Genomic DNA, 21004 nt, shown 5'->3' with positions numbered 1-21004 from the left:
GCCGTGCTTCGCCAACATGGAGACTGAAACGATGAGCAAGGTGATCGGGATCGACCTGGGGACAACCAACTCCTGTGTCGCGGTGATGGACGGCAAGGATGCCCGTGTGATCGAGAACGCCGAGGGCGCACGCACGACGCCCTCGATGGTCGCGTTCTCGGACAACGGCGAGCGTCTGGTCGGCCAGCCCGCGAAGCGTCAGGCGGTGACCAACCCCGAAAACACGTTGTTCGCCATCAAGCGCCTGATCGGGCGCCGCCACAGCGACCCGACGGTCGAAAAGGATAAGGGGCTGGTTCCCTACAAGATCGTCAAGGGGGATAACGGCGATGCGTGGGTCGAGGCTCAGGGCGAGAGCTACGCCCCCAGCCAGGTCTCCGCGTTCATCCTGGGCAAAATGAAGGAAACCGCAGAGGCGCATCTGGGCGAGCCGGTCACGCAGGCCGTCATCACCGTCCCGGCCTACTTCAACGACAGCCAGCGTCAGGCCACCAAGGACGCCGGCAAGATCGCCGGCCTTGAGGTGCTGCGCATCATCAACGAGCCGACGGCGGCCGCGCTGGCCTATGGCCTGGACAAGAAGCACACCGGCACCATCGCGGTCTACGACCTGGGCGGCGGCACCTTCGACGTGTCGGTGCTGGAGATCGGCGACGGCGTGTTCGAGGTGAAGTCCACCAACGGCGACACCTTCCTGGGCGGCGAGGACTTCGACGCCCGCGTCATCGAATACCTCGCGGCCGAGTTCAAGAAGGAGCAGGGCATCGACCTGCGCCAGGACCGGCTGGCGCTGCAGCGCCTCAAGGAGGCCGCCGAGAAGGCCAAGATCGAACTGTCCTCGTCGATGCAGACCGAGGTGAACCTGCCGTTTATCACCGCCGATCAGAGCGGACCGAAGCACCTGAACATCAAGCTGACCCGCGCCAAGCTGGAAGCCCTGGTGGACGATCTGGTGCAGCGCACCGTCGAACCCTGCAAGAAGGCGCTGGCCGACGCCGGGCTGAAGGCCAGCGAGATCGACGAGGTCATCCTGGTGGGCGGCATGACCCGCATGCCCAAGGTCCAGCAGGTGGTGAAGGACTTCTTCGGCCGCGAGCCGCACAAGGGTGTCAACCCGGACGAGGTGGTGGCCATCGGCGCCGCCATCCAGGGCGGCGTGCTGAAGGGCGACGTTAAGGACGTGCTGCTGCTCGACGTCACCCCGCTGTCGCTGGGCATCGAGACCCTGGGCGGCGTGTTCACCCGCCTGATCGACCGCAACACCACCATCCCGACCCGCAAGAGCCAGGTCTTCTCGACCGCCGAGGACAATCAGAACGCGGTCACGATCCGCGTCTTCCAGGGCGAGCGCGAAATGGCCGCCGACAACAAGATGCTCGGCCAGTTCGATTTGGTGGGCATACCGCCGGCGCCGCGCGGCGTGCCGCAGATCGAGGTGACGTTCGACATCGACCCGAACGGCATCGTCAACGTCTCGGCCAAGGACAAGGCGACCGGCAAGGAACAGACCATCCGCATCCAGGCATCCGGCGGGCTGTCCGACGAGGACATCGAACGCATGGTCAAGGAGGCCGAGCAGAACGCCGAGGCCGACAAGAAGCGCCGCGAACTGGTCGATGCCCAGAACCAGGCCGACGGACTCATCCATACCACGGAGAAGACCCTCTCCGAGCATGGCGAGGGCGTTCCGGCCGAGGACAAGGCCAAGATCGAGGGCGATGTGGCCGCGCTGCGCGAGGCCATGCAGGGCGATAACCTGGAGGACATCAAGGCCAAGACCGAGGCGCTGGCCCAGTCCTCCATGAAGCTCGGCGAGGCCATGTATAAGGCCCAGCAGGAGGCCGCGGGCGCCGAGGGCGCCGCCGCCGGGGACGCCGCTGGTGGCGACGCCGGCAAGGCCGATGACGGGGTCGTCGATGCCGACTTCGAGGAAGTGGACGACCCCAACAAGAAGACCCAGTAGGCCCGGCCTGCTCCGTCGAACCGGGCCGTCATCGGAACAGCGCTGATCCGGTGGCGGCCCGTTCGCGTGATCGAGAAGGACGAAGCCCGGCCATCGGTCGGGTACGATGCCATCGCCGCCGGAAGGGTCAGACGGAATGAGCAAGCGGGACTATTACGACGTTCTCGGCGTCGGGAAGTCGGCCAGCGCCGACGAGATGAAAAAGGCCTATCGCAAGCTGGCCATGCAATACCATCCGGATCGCAACCCGGATGACAAGGACGCAGAACAGAAGTTCAAGGAACTCAATGAGGCCTATGAGGTTCTGAAGGACGACCAGAAGCGGGCCGCTTACGACCGCTTCGGTCATGCCGCGTTCGAGGGCGGTGGCCCCGGCGCGGGTGGGTTCCAGGGATTCGGCGGCGCCGGCGGTTTCTCCGACATCTTCGAGGAGATGTTCGGCGAGTTCATGGGCGGTGGCCGGCGCGGCGGCGGTGGTCGCGCCAACACGCGCGGCGCCGACCTGCGCTACAACATGGAAGTCACGCTGGAAGAGGCCTTCGCCGGCAAGAAGGCCAGCGTCCATGTGCCCACGTCCGTGACCTGCGAGACCTGCGATGGCTCCGGGGCCAAGCCCGGCACCCAGCCCAAGACCTGCGGCACCTGCGGCGGAGCGGGGCGGGTGCGCGCCCAGCAGGGCTTTTTCACCGTCGAGCGGACCTGTCCCACCTGTCACGGCCAGGGCAAAACCATCAGCGACCCGTGTACGGCTTGTGGCGGCGCCGGGCGGGTGCGCAAGGACAAGATGCTGGAGGTTACCATTCCCGCCGGCGTCGAGGACGGCACCCGCATTCGACTGGCCGGGGAGGGCGAAGCGGGCCTGCGCGGTGGGCCGCCCGGAGACCTCTACATCTTCCTGTCGGTGGCGCCGCACCGTCTGTTCCAGCGCGACGGCGCCAACATTCAGTGCCGCGTGCCCATTCCCATGACCACGGCGGCGCTGGGCGGTTCCATCGAGGTGCCGGCCATCGACGGCAGCCGCGCCAAGGTGACCATCCCCGCCGGCACCCAGACCGGCAACCAGTTCCGCCTGCGCGGCAAGGGCATGAGCGTGCTGCGTTCCTCGGCGCGCGGCGACATGTTCATTCAGGCCGTTGTCGAGACGCCCATGAACCTGAGCAAGCGGCAGAAGGACCTGCTGGAGGAATTCGCCAAGGCGGCGGGTGACGATTCCACCAGCCCGGAAAGCCACGGGTTCTTCAAGAAGGTCAAGGAGTTCTTCGAGGATCTCACGGACTGATTCAGCTTCAAGGAGCCAGGACAGACATGCGCAGGGCAGCACAGTCGGTGAGAGTCTCCGTTCGGCACATGGACGGCGTGCCCCAGAGCGTGAAGGACGAAGCGGCGCGGTTGGGCGGCGAGGCGTGCGGCCTGTGTGCCGACACATGGCTGTTCCGCTCGCGGGAGGACGCGGTTCGCTTCGCCATCTTCGCGGGCGAGGCCGATTGTTCCATCACGTATTAAGGCGCGTTGCGTGAGTTTGGCTCACTCAACGCGCTCTGATTTTCTGATCATCAAGCAAATCGTCGTCGCGATCCGTTGCGGATCGCTCGGGATTGGCTCTAACGGTCGCCGCCCAGCAGGCGTTCGACCAGCCGGACCCAGTACGTGGCGCCCAGGGTCAGGACATCGTCGTTGAAGTCGTACCCCGGATTGTGCAGGCCGCACGAGTTCGCGCCGCCGCCACCGCCCAACCGGACATAGCAGCCCGGTTTTTTCTGAAGCATGAAGGCGAAGTCCTCGCCGCCCAGGGTCGGGCGGCAGTTGGGCTCCACGTTCTCCGAACCGACGATGGACCGCATGACCTCCACCGCGAGCGCGGTTTCGGCCGGGCTGTTGACCGTGGGCGGATAGCAACGCTCGTACTTGAGGTCGCCCGTCACGCCGTAGGCGGCGGCGATGTGATGAACCATCTCGCCCATGCGCTCTTCGATCGTGTCGCGCACCGGCTCGGTCAGGGCGCGGGTGGTTCCGCCCAAGGTGATGGTGGACGGCAGCACGTTGAAGGCCTCGCCCCCGTGCATGGTGGTCACCGAGATGACGCCCGAGTCCACCGGATCGAGGGAGCGCGAAACGATGCTCTGAAGCGCGCTGACCAGGGCGGCGGCGGCGACGGTGACATCGGTGGCCAGATGCGGCATGGCGCCGTGACCGCCTTTCCCTTTCAGGGTGATCTTGAACATGTCCGTGGCCGCCAGGATGGGGCCGGGACAGGTATTGAAGCGGCCGGCCTCCAGGCCCGGCCAGTTGTGCAGGCTCCAGACGGACTCCACCGGGAAGCGCTCGAACAGGCCGTCCTCGATCATCCGCATGGCGCCGGCCCCGCCTTCCTCCGCCGGCTGAAAGATCAGGTGGACGGTCCCGGCGAAGTCGGGCGCGTCGGCCAACACCTTGGCGGCGCCCAGCAGCATGGCGGTGTGTCCGTCATGACCGCAGCCGTGCATGCGTCCTTCGTGCCGCGAGCGGTGCTCGAAGGTGTTCTCCTCGGTCATGGGCAGGGCGTCCATGTCGGCGCGCAGGGCGATGGCCCGCGAACCCGGTCGGCTGCCCCGGACGGTGCCGACAACGCCGGTCTTCGCCAGCCCGGTCTCGACCTCAAGGCCCCAGCCGGTCAAGGCCTCGGCGACGATCCGGCTGGTGCGGACCTCTTCGTAGGCGATTTCGGGATGGGCGTGGAAATCGCGCCGCCAGTCCTGCATCTGGGGGCGGAGGGCCTCCACGCGGTTGAGGGGGCCGGTATGGGTCATTGTTCACCTTCCGAGGGCAAAGCCCGTTCAGGGGGAGTTCGGAGACTAGACATGGGGCCGTCGAGCCGCACCCGGAAGGGCGCCGCCGCTCTCGCGTCAGGTCATGCCCTGACGGCCGATGGCTAGAAAGCGGGCGCGGCGACGGGCGCGCACCTCGTCGCCGGACAGCGGCAGCAGGTCGGAGAGGTGTCGCTCCAGGGCATCGCCGACGGTGTCCATGGCGTTTTCCGGGTCGCGGTGGGCGCCGCCCAGGGGTTCCTTGACGATCTCCTCGATGACCCCGAGCGATTCCAGGTCCTGCGCCGTCAGCTTCAGCGCGTCGGCGGCGTCCTGGGCCTTGTCGCCGCTGCGCCACAGGATCGAGGCGCAGCCCTCCGGCGAGATCACGGAATAGATGGCGTGTTCCAGCATCAGCACCACGTTGCCGGCGGCCAGGGCGATGGCTCCGCCTGAGCCGCCCTCGCCGATGACACAGGCCAACAGGGGCACGCGAACGTCCAGGCAAGTCTCGGTCCCCCGGGCGATGGCCTCGGCCTGTCCGCGTTCCTCGGCGCCCTTGCCGGGAAACGCGCCCGCCGTGTCCACCAGGGATATGATGGGCAGGCCGAATCGCTCGGCCAGCCGCATGAGGCGCTGGGCCTTGCGGTAGCCCTCCGGGCGGGGCATGCCGAAGTTGTGCTTCACCCGGGTTTCGGTGTCGTGGCCCTTTTCCTGACCGATGACCACCACGGCCTGACCACGGAACCGACCCAGGCCGCCGACGATGGCCTGATCCTCGGCGAAGGCGCGGTCGCCCGCCAGGGGGGTGAAGTCGTCGATCAGGCGGTCGATGTAGTGGCGGCAGTGCGGTCGGTCGGGGTGACGGGCCACGTGGGTCTTCTGCCACGGAGTCAGCTTGGCGTAGGTCGCGTGAAGCTGGCGTTCGACCTTTTGCTGAAGGCGGGCGACCTCCTCGACGATGTTCATGCCGTCGGCGTCACCCAGGTGGCGCAACTCGGCGATCTTGCCTTCAAGCTCGGCGATGGGACGTTCGAAATCGAGGAATCGCATGGGTGGGTCCGTGGGTGGAAGGCATCCGGATCGCAGAACCCTGGAGGGACGATCCGCGTTGGGCTGCCGGTGCCTTTGAGGTGCGACGACGATGGGCGACGCCGACCGGGGCCCGGTCAACGTCGGGTGTCTCTAGCATGGTTGAAACGGGATTTCGAGACCCGGGGAAGGCTCGGGCGATCACGCGGAGGCGCCGACCGGTTGTCGGGCTGTTGTCGGAGCGACCGCCCCGCTCAGGCGGGAGCTGCGCGCCCGTCCGGGTTTCGGGGTCGGCTCAACCCGGGCCGCCGACACACTGCCCTCACGGGGCGTACATCGCGCGTTCAGGGCGCCCCCCACCACCATGGAAAGAGTCCGGTAGGACACGTCGCCGTCCATCCCGCCGGAGCCTTCAATCGCGACGTGATCGCTGTCCAGATGTCCCTCGACCCGGCCGGCGATCGTCGTGGACGAGGCCGTGATCTGCCCCGAGATACTTGCGTTCCGTGCGATGACAAGCTCGCGCACGTCAAGGGAGCCCTCGACGTGACCGAAGATATCAAGATCGCCCTTGCTGGTTACCTCCCCGCTCACATGCAGGTCGGCGGCGAATACTGACTTGTTCATAAGTGGCCCCGCCAAACTCCGATCACCGAAGTCTATCGAATGGCGGCGGGGTTGAACAGGGGGTCACCGGCATCGTGATCAAGATCCGGGGGGAGCCCCCCCCGGATTTCATGAAACGGGAACACCGGGTCTGGTGTGGCGCGGTCAACCGCCCCCGTTGATCATCGACAGGAACTCGCGGCGCGTGTCGGAACTGGTCCGGAACGCGCCGAGCATGCGGCTGGTGACCATCGTCACCCCGGGCTTGTGCACGCCGCGCGTGGTCATGCACTGATGCGCGGCCTCGATGACCACGGCCACGCCCTTGGGGGCGAGGACGTCATTGATCGTGTTCGCGATCTGGGCGGTCAGGGTCTCCTGGATCTGCAGCCGTTTCGCGTAGGCATCGACGACCCGGGCCAGTTTGGAAATGCCGACGACCCGACTGTCCGGGAGATAGGCGACATGGGCCTTGCCGATGATGGGCACCATGTGATGCTCGCAGTGTGACTCGAGGCGGATGTCGCGCAGGACCACCATTTCATCGTAGCCCTCCACCTCCTCGAAGGTGCGCATCAGAATATCGCGGGGGTCTTCGGCGTATCCGGCGAAGAACTCCTCATAGGCCGCCGCGACCCGCTTCGGTGTATCCAACAGGCCTTCCCGGGTGGGATCGTCCCCGGCCCACCGCAGCAGGGTGCGCACGGCCTCCTCAGCCTCCTCGCGGCTGGGGCGGGGGTCGGGTCCGGTATCGGGGTCGGGATGCAACCGGCCGGCGGCGTCGCGGTAGTCGGAATACGGGTGAGGCTTGCCGGGGGGGCGGTCGAGAGGCATGGGGCCGTGTTCCTGTGGTGATCCGTGGAGCGTGTCGGGGTCCCTTCGGATACGCTGTCCGGTCGGCATCGGATCCCTGGCCTCCCACCGGCATGATCGGCGGGCCTCGGATCGCGTCCCGGGGCTTGATTTTCACGTATGACCGGCCGGTCGCGCTGACAAGGGTCCGGTCACGGCTCCAGGACGATCTGCACCCAATCGCTGTTGAAGCGCGTCAGGCCGAACTCGATCAGGCGGCCGTCGGGATCGACGTTGACGCTCTCGGACACCAGAACGGGCCGGGTGCGGGGCTGTTGGAGCATGTCCGCCTCACGGCCCGACGGCATCCGCGCGGTCACCCGGGTCCACTTCCGACGATAGTCCACGATCCCAACCCGCCGCAGCGCCCGAGAGACGGACAGTTCGGCCTGCATGGCCTCGGCGAGGCCGGGGAATAAGGCCGCCGGGAACTGGTGCTCGCTGAAGCTGATGCGCCGTCCGTCGGAGTCGCCCACCATCTCCACGGACAGCACGAGCGCATCCGGGGCGAGACCCAAGGCCCCGGCCACCGCCGCATCGGCCGGGCGTTCCGTGGCGCTGACAAGCGTGCGGGCAGGGGATCGCTGTTCGCCCGCGACGTTCTCGGTGAAACGTGTGCGCTCGGAAATCCGATAGGCCAGAACGTCCTCGCGCACGAAGGTGCCGCGCCCCTGCTCGACCCGGATCAAGCCCCGCGTCTCCAGTCCCGCCAGGGCGCGGCGCACGGTGTGGCGGTTGACGCCGAACTGCTCGGACAACTGCGCCTCGGTGGGAAGGCGGTCGCCCGGTTGCAGGCTTCCGTCCGACAACTGGCGCTCAAGATGCATCTGGATCTGTCGCCACAGAGCGACTCCGCCGCGACGCGGCAAGACCATTCGAACCCCTCCGGAAGTCCCGACCCTCCCAGGAAAGCCGGTGAACGCACAATGCACGATCGTTGCGACGCCAGTCGAAAGCACCCTGACGCTGCCAGTGCCGGATCGCCTGAGGACAGGGCAGCCTAAGCGGGGTTGGGCGAGTTGTCTATACCACTTCGACGGTCATCCGCCGGGCCGGACGGCGGCCCAATCCGCCCAACCCGAAGCGGGGGCGTGTCCTTGCCACCGGCTCCGAACGGATCCACTTGTCATGGTCCTGTTGCTTGACCGCCGTCCATCCTTTTCCGACAAGACCCGATCCGACGGGGCCCGCCCGTTTTCCCCTGACCCAGATCCGGACCCAAGCCGCAATGAGCACCGCCGAAACCCTGATTCTCACCAATGCCCGCGTCGTGACACCCGATACGACCCTTGATAACGCCACGGTTCTGGTCCGCGACGGCCTGATCGCCGCCGTGGACGAGGGCCGCTCCACCGTGCCTGGCGCCGTGGACCTGGAGGGCGATTATCTGCTGCCCGGGCTGATCGAGATGCACACCGATCACATGGAAAAGCACTTCCAGCCGCGCCCGGGGGTACTGTGGCCCTCGCCGCTGGCGGCTGTGACCGCCCATGATGCGCAAATCGCCGCCGCCGGCATCACCACCGTCTTCGACGCCATCTCGTGCGGGCAGTACGACGAGGGCTCCATGCGCCGGCAGATGCTCGCCGACCAGATCGCCGCCGTGAAGCACGCCGACGCCGAGGGCGTTCTTCGGGTGGAGCACCTGCTGCATCTGCGTTGCGAGGTCTGCGATCCGTGCGTGGTCGAGATCTTCGAGCCCTACCGCGCCGATCCGCTGGTGCGGCTAGTGTCCTTGATGGACCATACGCCGGGCCAGCGCCAGTGGTCGGACCTGTCCAAACTGCGCCAGTTCGACAGCGATAAGGGCTGGAGCGACGAGCAGTTCAACGCTCGGGTTGAGCAACGGCTGGCCGACCAAGACCGGTACGCCCACAAGCACCGGGCGTTGATCCTGTCCATGGCGCGGACGCGCGAGGACATTGTCCTGGCCACCCATGACGACACCACCGAGGCGCATGTGGACGAGGCCCTGGCGGAAGGGGCGACCATCGCCGAGTTCCCGACGACCTACACCGCCGCCGCCAAGGCCCACGCGGCGGGGATGAAGACGATCCTGGGCGCGCCCAATGTGGTGCGGGGCGGCTCCCACTCCGGCAACGTTTCAGCCATCGATCTGGCGCGGGACGGCGTGCTGGACGGCCTGTCGTCGGACTATGTGCCCTCCAGCCTTGTCCAGGCCGCCTTTCACCTGTCGGATCTGATCGACCTGCCGTTGCCGGCGGGCGTGGCCATGGTCAGCGCCAATGTCGCCGACATGGTCGGCCTGCCCGACCGGGGTCGCATCGCGGCGGGCAAGAAGGCGGACTTGGTGCGGGTGGCGCGGGTTGACGGCGTGCCGCTGCCGCGCGAGGTCTGGCGCGACGGACGGCGGGTGTGCTGATGGACCCGGTTGGAACCCAGGCCCGCTTCGCCCTGTACTACGCTCCCCCGGCGGGATCGGTCCTGGAGGACCTCGCCCGGCGCTGGCTAGGCCGGGATGTGACCACGGACGAGCGGGTCGAGCGCCCCGTCGTGGCCGGCATCGATCCAGCCCGGGCCGAGGCCCTGACCGAGAGCCCCCGTTTCTACGGCTTTCACGGCACCCTGAAAGCCCCGTTCGCCCTGGCGGAGGGGTGCCGGGCGGAGGATCTGATGGCCGCCGTGGAGTCCTTCGCCGCCACCCAGGCGCCTTTCACCCTGCCGCCGTTCATGGTGGCCCCGTTGGACGGGTTCATCGCTCTGGTGCCGTCGGCGCCGTCGGCACTGCTCGATGAACTGGCGGCACACTGCGTGCAAGTGTTCGACGCTTTCCGGGCGCCGCCGTCGGCCGCCGACCTGGAGAAGCGCCGCGCCGCCGGACTGACCGCCGGTCAGCACGCCCTGCTGGAGCGGTGGGGCTATCCCTATGTCATGGAGGCGTTCCGGTTCCACATGACGCTGACCGGACGACTCGACGATGATGGCGAGCGCGCGGCCACGGTCGCGGCGTTGAGAGAGCTGTTCGCGCCGGTGACCGCCGAGTCGGCGCCCGTGGATAGCCTGTCTGTGTTTTTTCAGGCAGACCGGACGACACCGTTCCGTCTGGTGCGGCGGGTCCCGTTCACGGCCTCCGGCGGCGGGTGACCGCGCCGGCCGCCGTTCAGGCCGCGTCGTTGGGCATGGCTTCGCCGTCGCGCGTCAGGTAAGGCCGGTATTTCTGGTCCTCGCGCAGGATGTGGCGCATCAGCCAGTCCGCAAGGAAGTCGTACAGCGGCAACAGGTGGACCTCGGCCGGATCTTCGAGAAACTTCTGCTCGAAGCTGATCATGCGTCGGCGGATGTCGCGGTGAATGCTGACATGTTCCTCATAGGCCGGATAGCGGCCCAGGCGCATCAGGCGCTCCTCGCACTCAAAGTGATACTCGGTATAACGGATCAGGTCGCGGACGATGTCGATGGGGGTGCTGTCGCAGGCCTCTCCACGAACCAGGGCATGCATCTGATTGAGCAGGTCGATCAGCCGCCGGTGATCCTGGTCGAGCGCCTCGACACCCACGCTCATGCGGTCTTTCCATTCGATCAATGCCATCTCCGGCCCCCTGTCCGCTGTCCGAGCCCATTGCCGGCCGCCCTCTGCCCGCCGTGTTCGCCGTGTCGCATTCGTGCCACAGGGTTCGCGTGTTAGAGGCTCGCGGACACGATGGCGTTGCGATTGCGCAATGCGTCGGGCCAGATTCTATGCGCGCCTATACACCAAGATGGCGCGCGAGGGAATCGGTGCCTGCGTCTGCTCCGCCCCTGTGGACCGAACGGATCGGTGACGGCGGCAGTGATCGGGCGGCTGACAGGGCGTTCCCAGCCCCCGCGTCGGTGTCCGTGCGGTGTGTCGGTCCGGGAACTCGGCCCGGTCGTTGTACGGCGAGGGATCCTCCGGGTTGTGTTTTGTGCGCCGCAGCATCAACGGAACACTTTGAAACTTTTTCCATTTCCCCCTTTACAGGGAACGCAGGATCGGCAATATATCGCATTGCAGCACGGGGTCCCTTCGCGCCGCGAAGCCGTGTTGTGTATCTTGGACGTTTCCTCCCTAAACTTGGGCCGCGCCTGTGCGCGGCCCCTTTTTTTTGGGGCGGGGCATCTTGGCGGTGAGTCGCCGAATCGCGGCGGTGGTGGACGAACCGGCCTGATGGTATAGTCTGAAAGTCATGGCCCCAGGGCCTGACAACAAGACCGGGTGCGGAAGGTTTGGAGAGCGGCATGACCGTGGTGTGGACAGATGAGCGCGTGGAAGAGCTCAAGCGCTTGTGGGGCGAGGGCCTGACAACCGGTGAGATCGGCAAAGCTCTCGGAGTCTCGAAAAACGCCGTGGTCGGCAAGGCGCACCGCCTGGGGCTGAAGGGGCGTCCGTCCCCCATCAAGCGGATGAAGCAGGAAAAGGCCAAGCCGGAACCGAAGATCCGCTCGGTCATCGACCTCTCGGCGCACACTTGCCGTTGGCCCATCGGCGATCCGCGCGAACCCGGGTTCCATTTCTGCGGTAAGCCGGCGATCCCTGGAAAGCCGTATTGTGCGGAACACGCCGCCATCGCCTACGTCAATTCCTCCAACCGCGGCGGCAAGGACGAGGACGCCGCCTGATCGCGCTCCGTCCGCCAGCCATGGTCTCCGGTCGAAAGCCGTAATGCGCGCGGAATCGCGCGCGCGCCCTTGACGTCCGTTCATATTGTCGTGACGTCGGCCATGGCGTATTTTTAGCGTCAGTTTTTTCTTCAAGGTCCTGGCGGCATGCACAGCGACTTCGCGGATCCGCGCGTGCCTCGGCCGGCGTCCGAAATGTCATCGGAAACACCAAACGTGCTTGGCGCGGATGTCGGCGAACAGCAGGCCGTCTTTTCCGGTGCCCCTGCCGTCACGGAAGCCGAGATTCTGGCCTGCGTCGATTTCGCTGGCATGCGGGATCTGCTCCAGGACCTGCGCGACATGACCGGCCTGTCGGCGGCGGTGCTCGACCGCGCGGGGCGGGTTGTCGTGGCCTCGGACTCCACGGCCCTTTGCGCGATGTATCTGGAAGAGGGATCGCCATCCCGCCAGACCTGCCTTGAAAACAAGAGGGAGATGGCCCGCCGTCTGACCGGTGACGAGGACGCGGTGATCCAGGCGTGTCCTCTCGGTCTGACTGAATGCGTCAGCCGGATCGAGGTGGACGGGATCCACATCGCCAATCTGATGATCGGTCAGTTTCTGACCGCCGCGCCCGATCCGGACCGGGTCGCGGAAATGGGCGGCACCTTGGGCGTTTCGTCCCAGGCGTATGCCGACGCCGTGGCGATGGTGCCGGTGGTGGAGGAGGCCCGTTTTCCCGTCATCCTTCGGTTTCTGCGCTCGATGGCCCACGAGATCGCGCGCCGCGGCTTGACCGGGGCGCGGGCCCAGGCGGCGTCGATCCGCGCGGAGCAACTGCTCGCCCATCGCACGGACGAGGCGCGTGCGGCCGAAAGCCGGTTGTTCCGCATCGCCGCACTGGTTCCGGGCGTGCTGTACCAGTACCGCCTGTGGCCGAACGGACGCTCCGCATTTCCCTACGCCAGCGACGGCATTCAGGACATCTACGGCGTGACGCCGGATCAGGTCCGCGAGGACGCGCTGCCCATTGTCGATGTGCTGCACACCGATGACGTCGACCGCATCATGGCGTCGATCCTGCACTCCGCCCGAACCTTGACCGTCTGGCAGGAACAGTACCGCGTCAGCCACCCGACCAAGGGCGAAATCTGGGTCGAGGGGCGGTCGCAACCGGAGCCGTTGCCCGATGGCAGCGTTCTCTGGCACGGCCTGATCGTGGATATCACGGGGCGCGTGCGCCAGGAGGAAACCCTGCGCGCGGTGCAGGACCGCTACCGGATGGTGGCGCGGGCGCTCCGGTACGGGACCTGGGACGTGAACCTGAAGACGGGGGTGTTCGACGTCGATCCCGGGTTCTTCGAGATGCTGGGTTACCCTGAGAATGCCTTCCCGGTCACGTTCGAGGCTTGGTTGGAGATGCTCCATCCGGATGACGCCTCGACCGTCTGGGAACGAGCCATGAACCAGTTTGCCGACAGCGATTCCTTCTGCCTGGAGGTGCGGTACTGCGCGAGCGATGGCAAATGGCTGTGGGTCGAGATGCGCGGTCGAGTCCTGGAGCGACGCGACGACCGCCCGTTGCGCATCGTCGGCACCAACATCGACATCAATGATCGCAAGACCTTCGAGGCGGCGTTGCGGGCCAGCAAGGAGCAGTTCCGGGCCCTACATGAAAAAGCGGGCGTGGCCTATATCGCGTTCGATCGGGACGGCCGGATCCTTGAGGCCAACACGCCCTTCTGCTCGCTGTTCGGCGAGACACCACAGAACGTGAGAGGGCGCTCAATCCATCATATGCTGGCCCCGGGCTCCCGCGCCGAACGCCCAGAAGATGCCGGTCGGATATCCGCGCTCCTGGACGGGTCGGGGGATGGCGGCGATCTGACACTGGTCCGTCCCGACGGCCTGGAAATCACGGTCCACGTCAAAGCTTGGGTCCAGCGTGCCCCGGACGGGTCTTTGAGCCGGGTCCACTGGATCGTGCACGACATCTCGGAACACACCCGTCTGGAAGCCCGCCTGGCACGGTCCAACACCGATCTCAGCCAGTTCGCCTACGCGGTGTCACATGATTTGCGCGAACCGCTGCGCATGGTCGGCGGGTTTCTGGGGCTCATCGACCGGCGCCTGGGCCCGGACATCGACCCCGAGGTCCGCGAGTGGATGGCGTTCGCTTCCGACGGGGCCAGGCGCATGAACGCGATGATCCTGGATTTGCTGGAGTACTCCCGCGCCGGCAGCGCCGAGATTGATGCCCTGCCGGTCTCGCTGACGGCGGTGGTCGATGAGGCGCTTCAGAACCTGACCGCCGCGATCGCGGAACGGAATGCCCGGGTCACGGTGAACGGACACCTGCCCCTCGTGGTCGGCGATCATCCGCAACTGGTCCGGTTGATGCAGAACCTTGTCGGAAACGCGGTGAAGTTCGTGCCGGCCGACCGGGTCCCGGAGATTTCGATTGCCTGCGCGGATGAGGCCGGAGCCACCTGGGCCGTGTCGGTGGCCGACAATGGGTCGGGCATTCCAGCCGACCAGCGCGACAAGGCCTTTGGGGTGTTCCAGCGCCTGGACGCCCAGCGCGAAACCGCGGGCACCGGGGTCGGTCTCGCCCTGTGCAAGAAGATTGTCGAACGTCACGGCGGGACCATTGCCATCGACGACGCGCCGACCGGCGGCGCGGTGATCCGCTTCACCCTGCCGAAACGGGGCCTGACCTGGACCCAACGGGCCGAAAGCCGGACGCTCCCCATCGCCGACTTGGTCAATATGCTCAATATGCATCAGATGCGGATCGTCTCGCGCATGCGGAACCTGTCGCACACGGTGCGTGAGCGCGGTGCTCCGGCCCAGACCGCCCAGGGCGAGGCGGAGTTCCTGGTTCAGGAGGTTGAGGCTTACCGAGTGTTCGTGCATGCCCACGGCGACGACCTGTTCGGCGAGCGGCCGGCCTCCGCGGACGAGGACATGCTGGCGGAGTCGGACTCGCTGATGTTCTCGGTGAATCGGTGGCTTCAGAACCAAGATCCCGAACGGCGGCCCGGCGCGGTGGGGTGGCAGTCGATGTCCTCCATTTTGCCGCAGATGTTGGACCATGTGCGGCGCACCCATGACCAACTGGTGCGCCAACGCTCCCAGCGCGTGGCGAGTTCCGGGGATCGCCTGCGGACGTGACCGCCAGGTGGCCTCGCGCCGCCGCGCGCCCCAAAGGGGGCGCTACGGCGAGAGACAAACGATCCGACAAAGCCAGTTCGCCGTCATGCTCCCAAGCTGGACGAGTCAATCCTGTCGTCGTCCGGTAAGAATGGCCCAGCGTGAAAGCTGTTTCAGCCAAGTGCGCGCGGTTTGACGCCTTCGGCGTTTGCGCTAGGATGACCGCTTTCGTCCGTTCTCCCGCAGGAAGGCCCGCATGAGCCCGCGCATCGTTGTCACCTACCATGTCACCGCCGAGGCCGACGCCATTGAGGCTCGCGCCAAGGGCATCGCCGTCGAGCAATCGGTGGAGATGCCGATCCCCGCCATCACCGAACAGCGCGTGCTGGACGAGGTGGTGGGCGAGGTTCAGGACATCGCGGAGCTGTCGCCGGGGCTTTACCGGGTGCGCGTCGGGCTGGCCAGCGAGACCGTGGCGGGTGAGGCCGGGCAGTTGCTCAACATGATCTACGGCAACACCTCGATCCAGCCGGACACGGTTCTGGTCGATGCCGACTTTCCGCCCGATGTGCTGGAGGCGTTCGGTGGCCCGCGTCACGGCATCCAGGGGCTGCGGGAACGGGTCGGGGGGGCCGACCGGGCGCTGACGTGCTCGGCGCTGAAGCCGCAGGGTCTGTCCACGGCCGGGCTGGCGGATCTGGCGTATCGGTTCGCGCTGGGTGGGCTGGACTACATCAAGGACGACCACGGCCTCGCCGATCAGTCCAGCGCGCCCTATGACGAGCGGGTGCCGGCCATCGCCGCCGCCGTGCGCAAGGCGCGCGAGGAGACGGGCGTGCCGACCCGCTACATCCCCAGCCTGACCGGCGATCTGGACCGGCTGCGCGCGATGATCCGGCTGGCCCGTGACGAGGGCCTGGACTGCGCCATGATCCAGCCGATGATCGCCGGCTTCCCGGCGTTCCAGGCGCTGGTGCGGGAGGCCCCGGACTTCGCCTTTTTCACCCACCCGACCATGACCGGCGCGCAACGCATCGACCCGCCGTTCCTGCACGGCACGCTGTTTCGCTTGATGGGTGGGGATGCGGTGATCTACACCAATCATGGAGGGCGCTTTGCTTTCACCCGCGATGTCTGTGTCACGCTGGGCCGGCGCGCGACGCGGGCCTGGAGCGGCCTGAAGCCGGCCATGCCGGTGCCGGCTGGCGGTATGACGCTGGATCGGGTGCCAGAGATGATCGAATGCTACGGTCGCGACGTCATGCTCTTGATCGGCGGTGGCCTGCTGCTGGCCCGCGAGCGGCTGGTGGAGGAGACGCGCGCCTTTTGCGACCATGTGGCCGACCTGAGCGGGGCCGTCCCCGCCGTGGCCGAATAGACCCGGGAGAGCGCGGTCGATGCGCGACGACACCCTGACCCAGACCCCCCGCTTTCGCGGACCGACCGAGCCCTTCCGCTGGCAGGGCGTCGATCTGATGGCCTACAAGGAGGAGGGCAGCGCGCCGTTCAAGGCGGTGTCCCGTCAGGTGCTGTTCTCGGAACCGTTCCTGGCCGGCGAACTGCGCTATTTCGAGGTCGCGCCGGGCGGTCACACCACCCTGGAACGCCACGAGCACGCGCACGGCGTCATGATCCTGCGCGGCGAGGCCATGTGTCTGGTCGGCGCCACCGTGCGGCGGGTGGCGCCGCATGACCTGGTGCTGATCCCGCCCATGACGTGGCACCAGTTCCGCACCTGGGGCGAGGAGCCCATGGGCTTCCTGTGCATGGTCAACGCCGAACGCGACCGCCCGCAGCTGCCAGACAGTGACGATCTGTACGGACTGCGCTCTACGCCGGCCGTCGCCGCCTTCCTCGACGGTCAGGACCCGACGTAAGGGTCGCGGCCGGTGTCTGCGCCGCGGATTTGACAGCCCCGGGCCGGACCCCTTAGATACACTGCAATGCGAAAAGGGTGCGGGTTCGCGATCGCGCCCTGAGTCCACCGAATGCCGCCAGAAAATGAACAGGGAAACGCCATGAAGGTCCTTGTCGCCGTCAAGCGCGTCGTCGACTACAACGTCAAGATCCGTGTCAAGGCGGACAAGACCGGAGTCGAGACGGCCAACGTCAAGATGTCCATGAACCCCTTCGACGAGATCGCCGTCGAGGAGGCCGTGCGCCTGAAGGAGGCCGGTACTGCCACCGAGGTGATCGCCGTCTCCATGGGACCGCAACAGTGCCAGGAGACCATCCGCACCGCGCTCGCCATGGGCGCCGATCGCGGCATCCTGGTCAAGAGCGACGATGAGTTGCAGCCGCTGGCCGTCGCCAAGCTGTTCAAGGCCCTGGTCGAGAAGGAAACGCCCGATCTGGTGCTGCTGGGCAAGCAGGCCATCGACGACGACAGCAACCAGACCGGCCAGATGCTCGCCGGGCTGCTGGGCTGGCCGCAGGCGACGTTCCTGTCGAAGGTCGCTATCGGCGACGGTGTCGCGACCATGACGCGCGAGATCGACGGCGGCCTGGAGACCATCGAGGTCAAGATGCCGTGCGTCGGCACCGTCGATCTGCGCCTGAACACGCCGCGCTATGCCTCGCTGCCCAACATCATGAAGGCGAAGAAGAAGCCCATTGAGACCATCGAGGTCGGGAGCCTGGGGGTCGACGTGGCTCCGCGCCTGAAGACCCTGAAGGTCGAGGAGCCGCCGGAACGTCAGGCCGGTGTGATGGTGCCCGACGTACCCACGCTGGTGGACAAGCTGCGCAACGAAGCGAAGGTGATCTGACCATGGCCATTCTCGTCATCGCTGACCACGACAACACCGCCGTCCGTCAGGCCACCCTGTCCACCATGACCGCCGCGCGCGAGATCGGCGGTGACATCACCGTGCTGATCGCCGGCGAGAACTGCCGCGCCGCCGCCGATGATGCCGCGAAGCTGGAGGGGGTCTCCAAGGTGCTGTACTGCGATTCGCCGCTGTACGGCCACCACCGGGCCGAGCCCTTCGCTGCCCTGATCTCCGGCATTGCTGCCAAGGACTACAGCCACGTCCTGGCACCTGCCGACACCCTGGGCAAGAACACCATGCCGCGCGTCGCCGCGCTGCTGGATGTCGCCCAGGTCTCCGACATTGCCGCCGTGGTCTCGCCCGATACCTTCGTGCGCCCGATTTACGCCGGCAACGCCATGGCCACCGTGCAGACGGCGGACACTCCGAAGGTCATCACCGTGCGGGGCACCTCGTTCGACAAGGCCCCGCACGGCAGCGGCGCGGCCACGGTCGAGGACCTGCCGGCCGGCGAGGACCCCGGCCTGTCCAAGTACGTGAGTTCGGAACTCAGCAGTTCCGAGCGGCCCGAACTGACCAGCGCCCGGGTGGTCGTGTCCGGCGGGCGTGGCGTCGGCTCGATGGAGGACTTCCATCACATCGAGGGCTTGGCCGACAAGCTGAGCGGCGCCGTCGGCGCAAGCCGTGCGGCGGTGGACGCGGGCTACGCTCCCAATGACTTCCAGGTCGGCCAGACCGGCAAGATCGTGGCGCCCGAGTTGTACGTGGCGGTCGGCATCTCCGGCGCCATCCAGCATCTGGCCGGCATGAAGGATTCCAAGGTCATCGTCGCCATCAACAAGGACGAGGAGGCGCCGATCTTCCAGGTCGCCGACTACGGCCTCGTCGCCGATCTGTTCAAGGCGGTGCCGGAACTGGAGGCGGAACTGGCGAAATAAGCGGGTCCGCCGATCGGGCGCCCGCCCCCCGTTCATCACAAGGACCGCATCATGATCAAGAAGATCGGCGTCATCGGCGCCGGCCAGATGGGCACCGGGATCAGTCACGTCTGTTCCGTGGCCGGCTTCGAGGTCCGCCTGACCGATGTCAGTCAGGCGGCCCTGGACAAGGGCATGGAGACCATCAGCAACACCATGACCCGGCACATCGGGCGCGGCTGGATGACGGAGGCGGATCGGGACGCGGCGCTGGCCCGTGTCGCCCCCGGTCTGGGCATGGAACAGTTCGGCGACTGCGATCTGGTCATCGAGGCGGCCACCGAGCACGAGGCCGTCAAGCGCCAGATCCTGACCGAGGTGTGCCCGCACCTGACGCCCGAGTGCGTGGTGGCCTCCAACACCTCGTCGATCTCCATCACGCGCCTGGGCGCGGTCACCGACCGTCCGGGCAAGTTCATCGGCATGCACTTCATGAACCCGGTGCCCCGCATGAAGCTGGTGGAGTTGATCCGGGGCATCGCCACCGCCGAGGAAACCTATCAGCTCGTCCGCGCCGTGGCCGAGACGCTGGACAAGACCTCCGTGCCGTCGGAGGACTTCCCGGCCTTTATCGTCAACCGCATCCTGATGCCGATGATCAACGAGGCCGTCTACACCCTGTACGAGGGCGTCGGCGGCGTCGAGGCCATCGACACCGCCATGCGCCTGGGGGCCAACCACCCCATGGGGCCGCTGGAACTGGCCGACTTCGTGGGCCTGGATACCGTGCTGGCCATCATGCAGGTGCTCTACGAGGGCTTGGCCGACTCCAAGTACCGGCCGTGCCCGTTGCTGGTGAAGTACGTCGAGGCCGGCTGGCTGGGTCGCAAGACCGGGCGCGGCTTCTACGACTACACCGGCGAGACGCCGGTGCCGACGCGGTAGGCTCCCTTTCGGAAGACGGTGGCCCCCGGCCATCGCGTCCCGTAGGGCGGATTCGGGGCGAAGCCCCAATCCGCCGGAACGGGCGCAAGACGTGGCGGCTTCGACTCCGGAAGCGACTCACAGCCCCTCGAACAAGGGGGTCGACAGGTAGCGTTCGGCAAACGACGGCAGGATGACCACGATCCGCTTGCCGGCCATGTCGGCGCGCCCGGCCACCTCCACCGCCGCCGCCAGCGCCGCGCCGGAGGAAATGCCGACCGGCAAACCCTCCAGCCGGGCCACCTCCCGCGCTGTGGCGAAGGCGGTCTCGTTGCCGATGCCCAGCACCTCGTCATAGATCCCGGTGTTCAGGATCGCCGGCACGAAGTTGGCGCCGATCCCCTGGATTTTGTGCGGCCCCGGGCTGCCGCCGCTGAGCAGCGGGCTGTCCTCCGGCTCCACGGCGATCATGCGCACCGACGGCTTGCGGGCCTTCAGTACCTCGCCGACGCCGGTGATGGTGCCGCCGGTGCCGATGCCGGCCACCACGGCGTCGACCCCGCCGTCGGTGTCGGCCCAGATCTCCTCGGCCGTGGTCCTGCGGTGCACCTCCGGATTGGCCGGGTTCTCGAACTGTTGCAGCATGACGGCGCCCGGGATGCTGTCCACCAGTTCGCGTGCCCGATCGACGGCGCCGTTCATACCCTTGGCCGGCGGGGTCAGGTCGAGTTCCGCCCCCAGCAGCTTCAGCATCTTCCGCCGTTCGATCGACATGCTTTCCGGCATGGTCAGGATCAGCCGATAGCCCTTGGCGGCGCATACGAAGGCCAGCGCGATGCCGGTGTTGCCGGAGGTCGGCTCGACCAGGGTGGCCCCCGGCTTCAGGCGCCCATCAGCCTCGGCGGCCTCGATCATGGCGGCGCCGATGCGGTCCTTCACGGAGGCCAGCGGGTTGAAGAACTCGCATTTGCCCAGGATTTCGCCCTTGGCCCCGCGAGCCTCTGCGAAGCGGGACAGGCGCACCAGAGGCGTGGCACCGATGGTGTCGGTGATGCTGTCGTAGACGCGGCCACGGAAGGCGGCGGCGGGGTGGGCGGCGGTGTCCATGTCGAAACTCCGTTGTCTGTGCGTAGTATTCTGCATTAATCCGAACCAACACCGTATTTAAGGGATCCGGGTGCGAATGCAAAGGGGCAGGGTTGGGACGAACCCGAAAAATCGGGTGTGCGCCGAAGCCCAACTCGCCCCTTGACTTTAGGCGCGCCGCGCAGCATCGTCTCGCCTCTCCGCCGCGCCGGGCCTCCGGGCGGCGCGCTTTGGGGCCGTAGCTCAGTTGGGAGAGCGCAGCAATCGCACTGCTGAGGTCAGGGGTTCGATTCCCCTCGGCTCCACCAATGAAAACAAGGGGTTAGCCTGGAAGGG

At 66.9% G+C, this 21004-nt stretch carries 19 protein-coding genes and 1 other RNA gene; 13 read left to right on the top strand and 7 right to left on the bottom strand.

Features of this window, described 5'->3' with window-relative positions; all coding sequences use genetic code 11:
* Positions 1-31 precede the first annotated feature (31 nt).
* From dnaK to BLS85_RS18750, 3 genes are all read left to right on the top strand, one after another.
* Positions 32-1963 (top strand): molecular chaperone DnaK, encoded by a 1932-nt coding sequence (gene dnaK / locus BLS85_RS12690; RefSeq protein ID WP_092786958.1) that lies wholly within the window; start codon positions 32-34, stop codon positions 1961-1963.
* A 136-nt stretch (positions 1964-2099) separates the two neighbouring features.
* Entirely contained in the window at positions 2100-3242 is a 1143-nt protein-coding gene (gene dnaJ / locus BLS85_RS12685; protein WP_092786857.1) for a molecular chaperone DnaJ, read from the top strand.
* A gap of 26 nt (positions 3243-3268) precedes the next feature.
* Positions 3269-3466: a hypothetical protein gene (locus BLS85_RS18750; protein ID WP_143027178.1), complete on the top strand. Its 198-nt coding sequence runs from the start codon at positions 3269-3271 to the stop codon at positions 3464-3466.
* Between the two features lie 98 nt (positions 3467-3564).
* Here BLS85_RS18750 and BLS85_RS12680 read toward each other — a convergent pair whose 3' ends face one another.
* The 5 genes from BLS85_RS12680 to phnF all read right to left on the bottom strand — a co-directional run bounded on the left by BLS85_RS12680 (position 3565) and on the right by phnF (position 8111).
* Positions 3565-4749, bottom strand: coding sequence for a M20 aminoacylase family protein (locus BLS85_RS12680; RefSeq protein ID WP_092786855.1), 1185 nt, complete (start codon positions 4747-4749; stop codon positions 3565-3567).
* A gap of 96 nt (positions 4750-4845) precedes the next feature.
* Positions 4846-5799, bottom strand: a complete 954-nt coding sequence (locus BLS85_RS12675) for an acetyl-CoA carboxylase carboxyltransferase subunit alpha (protein WP_092786853.1) — start codon at positions 5797-5799, stop codon at positions 4846-4848.
* Positions 5800-5979: 180 nt separating this feature from the next.
* Positions 5980-6405 carry a bactofilin family protein gene (locus BLS85_RS12670; RefSeq protein WP_092786851.1) on the bottom strand — a complete coding sequence of 142 codons (426 nt, stop codon included), beginning with the start codon at positions 6403-6405 and terminating at the stop codon, positions 5980-5982.
* Positions 6406-6549: 144 nt separating this feature from the next.
* Complete coding sequence (folE, locus tag BLS85_RS12665) at positions 6550-7218, bottom strand: GTP cyclohydrolase I FolE (protein ID WP_092786849.1); 669 nt, start codon at positions 7216-7218, stop codon at positions 6550-6552.
* Positions 7219-7388: 170 nt separating this feature from the next.
* Complete coding sequence (gene phnF / locus BLS85_RS12660) at positions 7389-8111, bottom strand: phosphonate metabolism transcriptional regulator PhnF (RefSeq protein ID WP_092786847.1); 723 nt, start codon at positions 8109-8111, stop codon at positions 7389-7391.
* 353 nt (positions 8112-8464) lie between these two features.
* Here phnF and BLS85_RS12655 point away from each other — a divergent pair, with 353 nt between their 5' ends.
* The gene (locus tag BLS85_RS12655) at positions 8465-9619 is read left to right on the top strand and encodes an alpha-D-ribose 1-methylphosphonate 5-triphosphate diphosphatase (protein WP_092786845.1); all 1155 of its coding nucleotides are present in this window, start codon (positions 8465-8467) and stop codon (positions 9617-9619) included.
* Entirely contained in the window at positions 9619-10341 is a 723-nt protein-coding gene (locus BLS85_RS12650) for a DUF1045 domain-containing protein (RefSeq protein WP_176793700.1), read from the top strand. The genes BLS85_RS12655 and BLS85_RS12650 overlap by 1 nt, the downstream gene beginning before the upstream one ends.
* Positions 10342-10357: 16 nt before the next feature.
* Here the strand turns inward: BLS85_RS12650 and BLS85_RS12645 are convergent, their stop codons facing one another.
* Positions 10358-10786, bottom strand: coding sequence for a bacteriohemerythrin (locus BLS85_RS12645; protein WP_092786840.1), 429 nt, complete (start codon positions 10784-10786; stop codon positions 10358-10360).
* A 674-nt stretch (positions 10787-11460) separates the two neighbouring features.
* On the opposite strand from BLS85_RS12645, the gene BLS85_RS12640 reads away from it, so the two are divergent.
* The 7 genes from BLS85_RS12640 (at position 11461) to BLS85_RS12610 (ending at position 19603) form a co-directional block, all read left to right on the top strand.
* On the top strand, positions 11461-11835 hold the full coding sequence (locus BLS85_RS12640; protein ID WP_092786956.1) for a GcrA family cell cycle regulator: 375 nt from the start codon (positions 11461-11463) through the stop codon (positions 11833-11835).
* A 216-nt stretch (positions 11836-12051) separates the two neighbouring features.
* Positions 12052-14991 carry a PAS domain-containing protein gene (locus BLS85_RS12635; protein ID WP_176793698.1) on the top strand — a complete coding sequence of 980 codons (2940 nt, stop codon included), beginning with the start codon at positions 12052-12054 and terminating at the stop codon, positions 14989-14991.
* A gap of 235 nt (positions 14992-15226) precedes the next feature.
* Positions 15227-16348: a RuBisCO large subunit C-terminal-like domain-containing protein gene (locus BLS85_RS12630; RefSeq protein WP_092786836.1), complete on the top strand. Its 1122-nt coding sequence runs from the start codon at positions 15227-15229 to the stop codon at positions 16346-16348.
* Between the two features lie 19 nt (positions 16349-16367).
* Complete coding sequence (locus BLS85_RS12625) at positions 16368-16847, top strand: cupin domain-containing protein (RefSeq protein ID WP_092786834.1); 480 nt, start codon at positions 16368-16370, stop codon at positions 16845-16847.
* A 141-nt stretch (positions 16848-16988) separates the two neighbouring features.
* Positions 16989-17738 (top strand): electron transfer flavoprotein subunit beta/FixA family protein, encoded by a 750-nt coding sequence (locus tag BLS85_RS12620; protein WP_092786832.1) that lies wholly within the window; start codon positions 16989-16991, stop codon positions 17736-17738.
* A gap of 2 nt (positions 17739-17740) precedes the next feature.
* Positions 17741-18679, top strand: coding sequence for an electron transfer flavoprotein subunit alpha/FixB family protein (locus BLS85_RS12615; RefSeq protein ID WP_092786830.1), 939 nt, complete (start codon positions 17741-17743; stop codon positions 18677-18679).
* A gap of 51 nt (positions 18680-18730) precedes the next feature.
* A complete protein-coding gene (locus BLS85_RS12610) occupies positions 18731-19603 on the top strand; it encodes a 3-hydroxybutyryl-CoA dehydrogenase (RefSeq protein ID WP_092786828.1) in 873 nt (290 codons plus the stop codon).
* 117 nt (positions 19604-19720) lie between these two features.
* On the opposite strand, the gene cysK is transcribed toward BLS85_RS12610, so the two are convergent.
* Positions 19721-20689, bottom strand: coding sequence for a cysteine synthase A (gene cysK / locus BLS85_RS12605; RefSeq protein WP_176793697.1), 969 nt, complete (start codon positions 20687-20689; stop codon positions 19721-19723).
* Between the two features lie 211 nt (positions 20690-20900).
* Between cysK and ssrA the strand changes: the two genes are divergently transcribed.
* Positions 20901-20976, top strand: a transfer-messenger RNA (tmRNA) gene (ssrA, locus tag BLS85_RS12600).
* The last annotated feature ends 28 nt before the right edge of the window (positions 20977-21004 follow it).

Source organism: Rhodospira trueperi, from assembly GCF_900101965.1.
Taxonomy (GTDB): Bacteria; Pseudomonadota; Alphaproteobacteria; order Rhodospirillales; family Rhodospirillaceae; genus Rhodospira; species Rhodospira trueperi.
The sequence above is the reverse complement of the archived record's forward strand: the minus strand, read 5'-3'. Positions and strand labels throughout refer to the sequence as shown.

Excerpts from the sequence above, each read along its gene's own strand:
- dnaK (WP_092786958.1), top strand. The coding sequence starts at position 32 with ATGAGCAAGGTGATCGGGATCGACCTGGGGACAACCAACTCCTGTGTC.
- dnaJ (WP_092786857.1), top strand. The coding sequence starts at position 2,100 with ATGAGCAAGCGGGACTATTACGACGTTCTCGGCGTCGGGAAGTCGGCC.
- BLS85_RS18750 (WP_143027178.1), top strand. The coding sequence starts at position 3,269 with ATGCGCAGGGCAGCACAGTCGGTGAGAGTCTCCGTTCGGCACATGGAC.
- BLS85_RS12680 (WP_092786855.1), bottom strand. The coding sequence starts at position 4,749 with ATGACCCATACCGGCCCCCTCAACCGCGTGGAGGCCCTCCGCCCCCAG.
- BLS85_RS12675 (WP_092786853.1), bottom strand. The coding sequence starts at position 5,799 with ATGCGATTCCTCGATTTCGAACGTCCCATCGCCGAGCTTGAAGGCAAG.
- BLS85_RS12670 (WP_092786851.1), bottom strand. The coding sequence starts at position 6,405 with ATGAACAAGTCAGTATTCGCCGCCGACCTGCATGTGAGCGGGGAGGTA.
- folE (WP_092786849.1), bottom strand. The coding sequence starts at position 7,218 with ATGCCTCTCGACCGCCCCCCCGGCAAGCCTCACCCGTATTCCGACTAC.
- phnF (WP_092786847.1), bottom strand. The coding sequence starts at position 8,111 with ATGGTCTTGCCGCGTCGCGGCGGAGTCGCTCTGTGGCGACAGATCCAG.
- BLS85_RS12655 (WP_092786845.1), top strand. The coding sequence starts at position 8,465 with ATGAGCACCGCCGAAACCCTGATTCTCACCAATGCCCGCGTCGTGACA.
- BLS85_RS12650 (WP_176793700.1), top strand. The coding sequence starts at position 9,619 with ATGGACCCGGTTGGAACCCAGGCCCGCTTCGCCCTGTACTACGCTCCC.
- BLS85_RS12645 (WP_092786840.1), bottom strand. The coding sequence starts at position 10,786 with ATGGCATTGATCGAATGGAAAGACCGCATGAGCGTGGGTGTCGAGGCG.
- BLS85_RS12630 (WP_092786836.1), top strand. The coding sequence starts at position 15,227 with ATGAGCCCGCGCATCGTTGTCACCTACCATGTCACCGCCGAGGCCGAC.
- BLS85_RS12625 (WP_092786834.1), top strand. The coding sequence starts at position 16,368 with ATGCGCGACGACACCCTGACCCAGACCCCCCGCTTTCGCGGACCGACC.
- BLS85_RS12620 (WP_092786832.1), top strand. The coding sequence starts at position 16,989 with ATGAAGGTCCTTGTCGCCGTCAAGCGCGTCGTCGACTACAACGTCAAG.
- BLS85_RS12615 (WP_092786830.1), top strand. The coding sequence starts at position 17,741 with ATGGCCATTCTCGTCATCGCTGACCACGACAACACCGCCGTCCGTCAG.
- BLS85_RS12610 (WP_092786828.1), top strand. The coding sequence starts at position 18,731 with ATGATCAAGAAGATCGGCGTCATCGGCGCCGGCCAGATGGGCACCGGG.
- cysK (WP_176793697.1), bottom strand. The coding sequence starts at position 20,689 with ATGGACACCGCCGCCCACCCCGCCGCCGCCTTCCGTGGCCGCGTCTAC.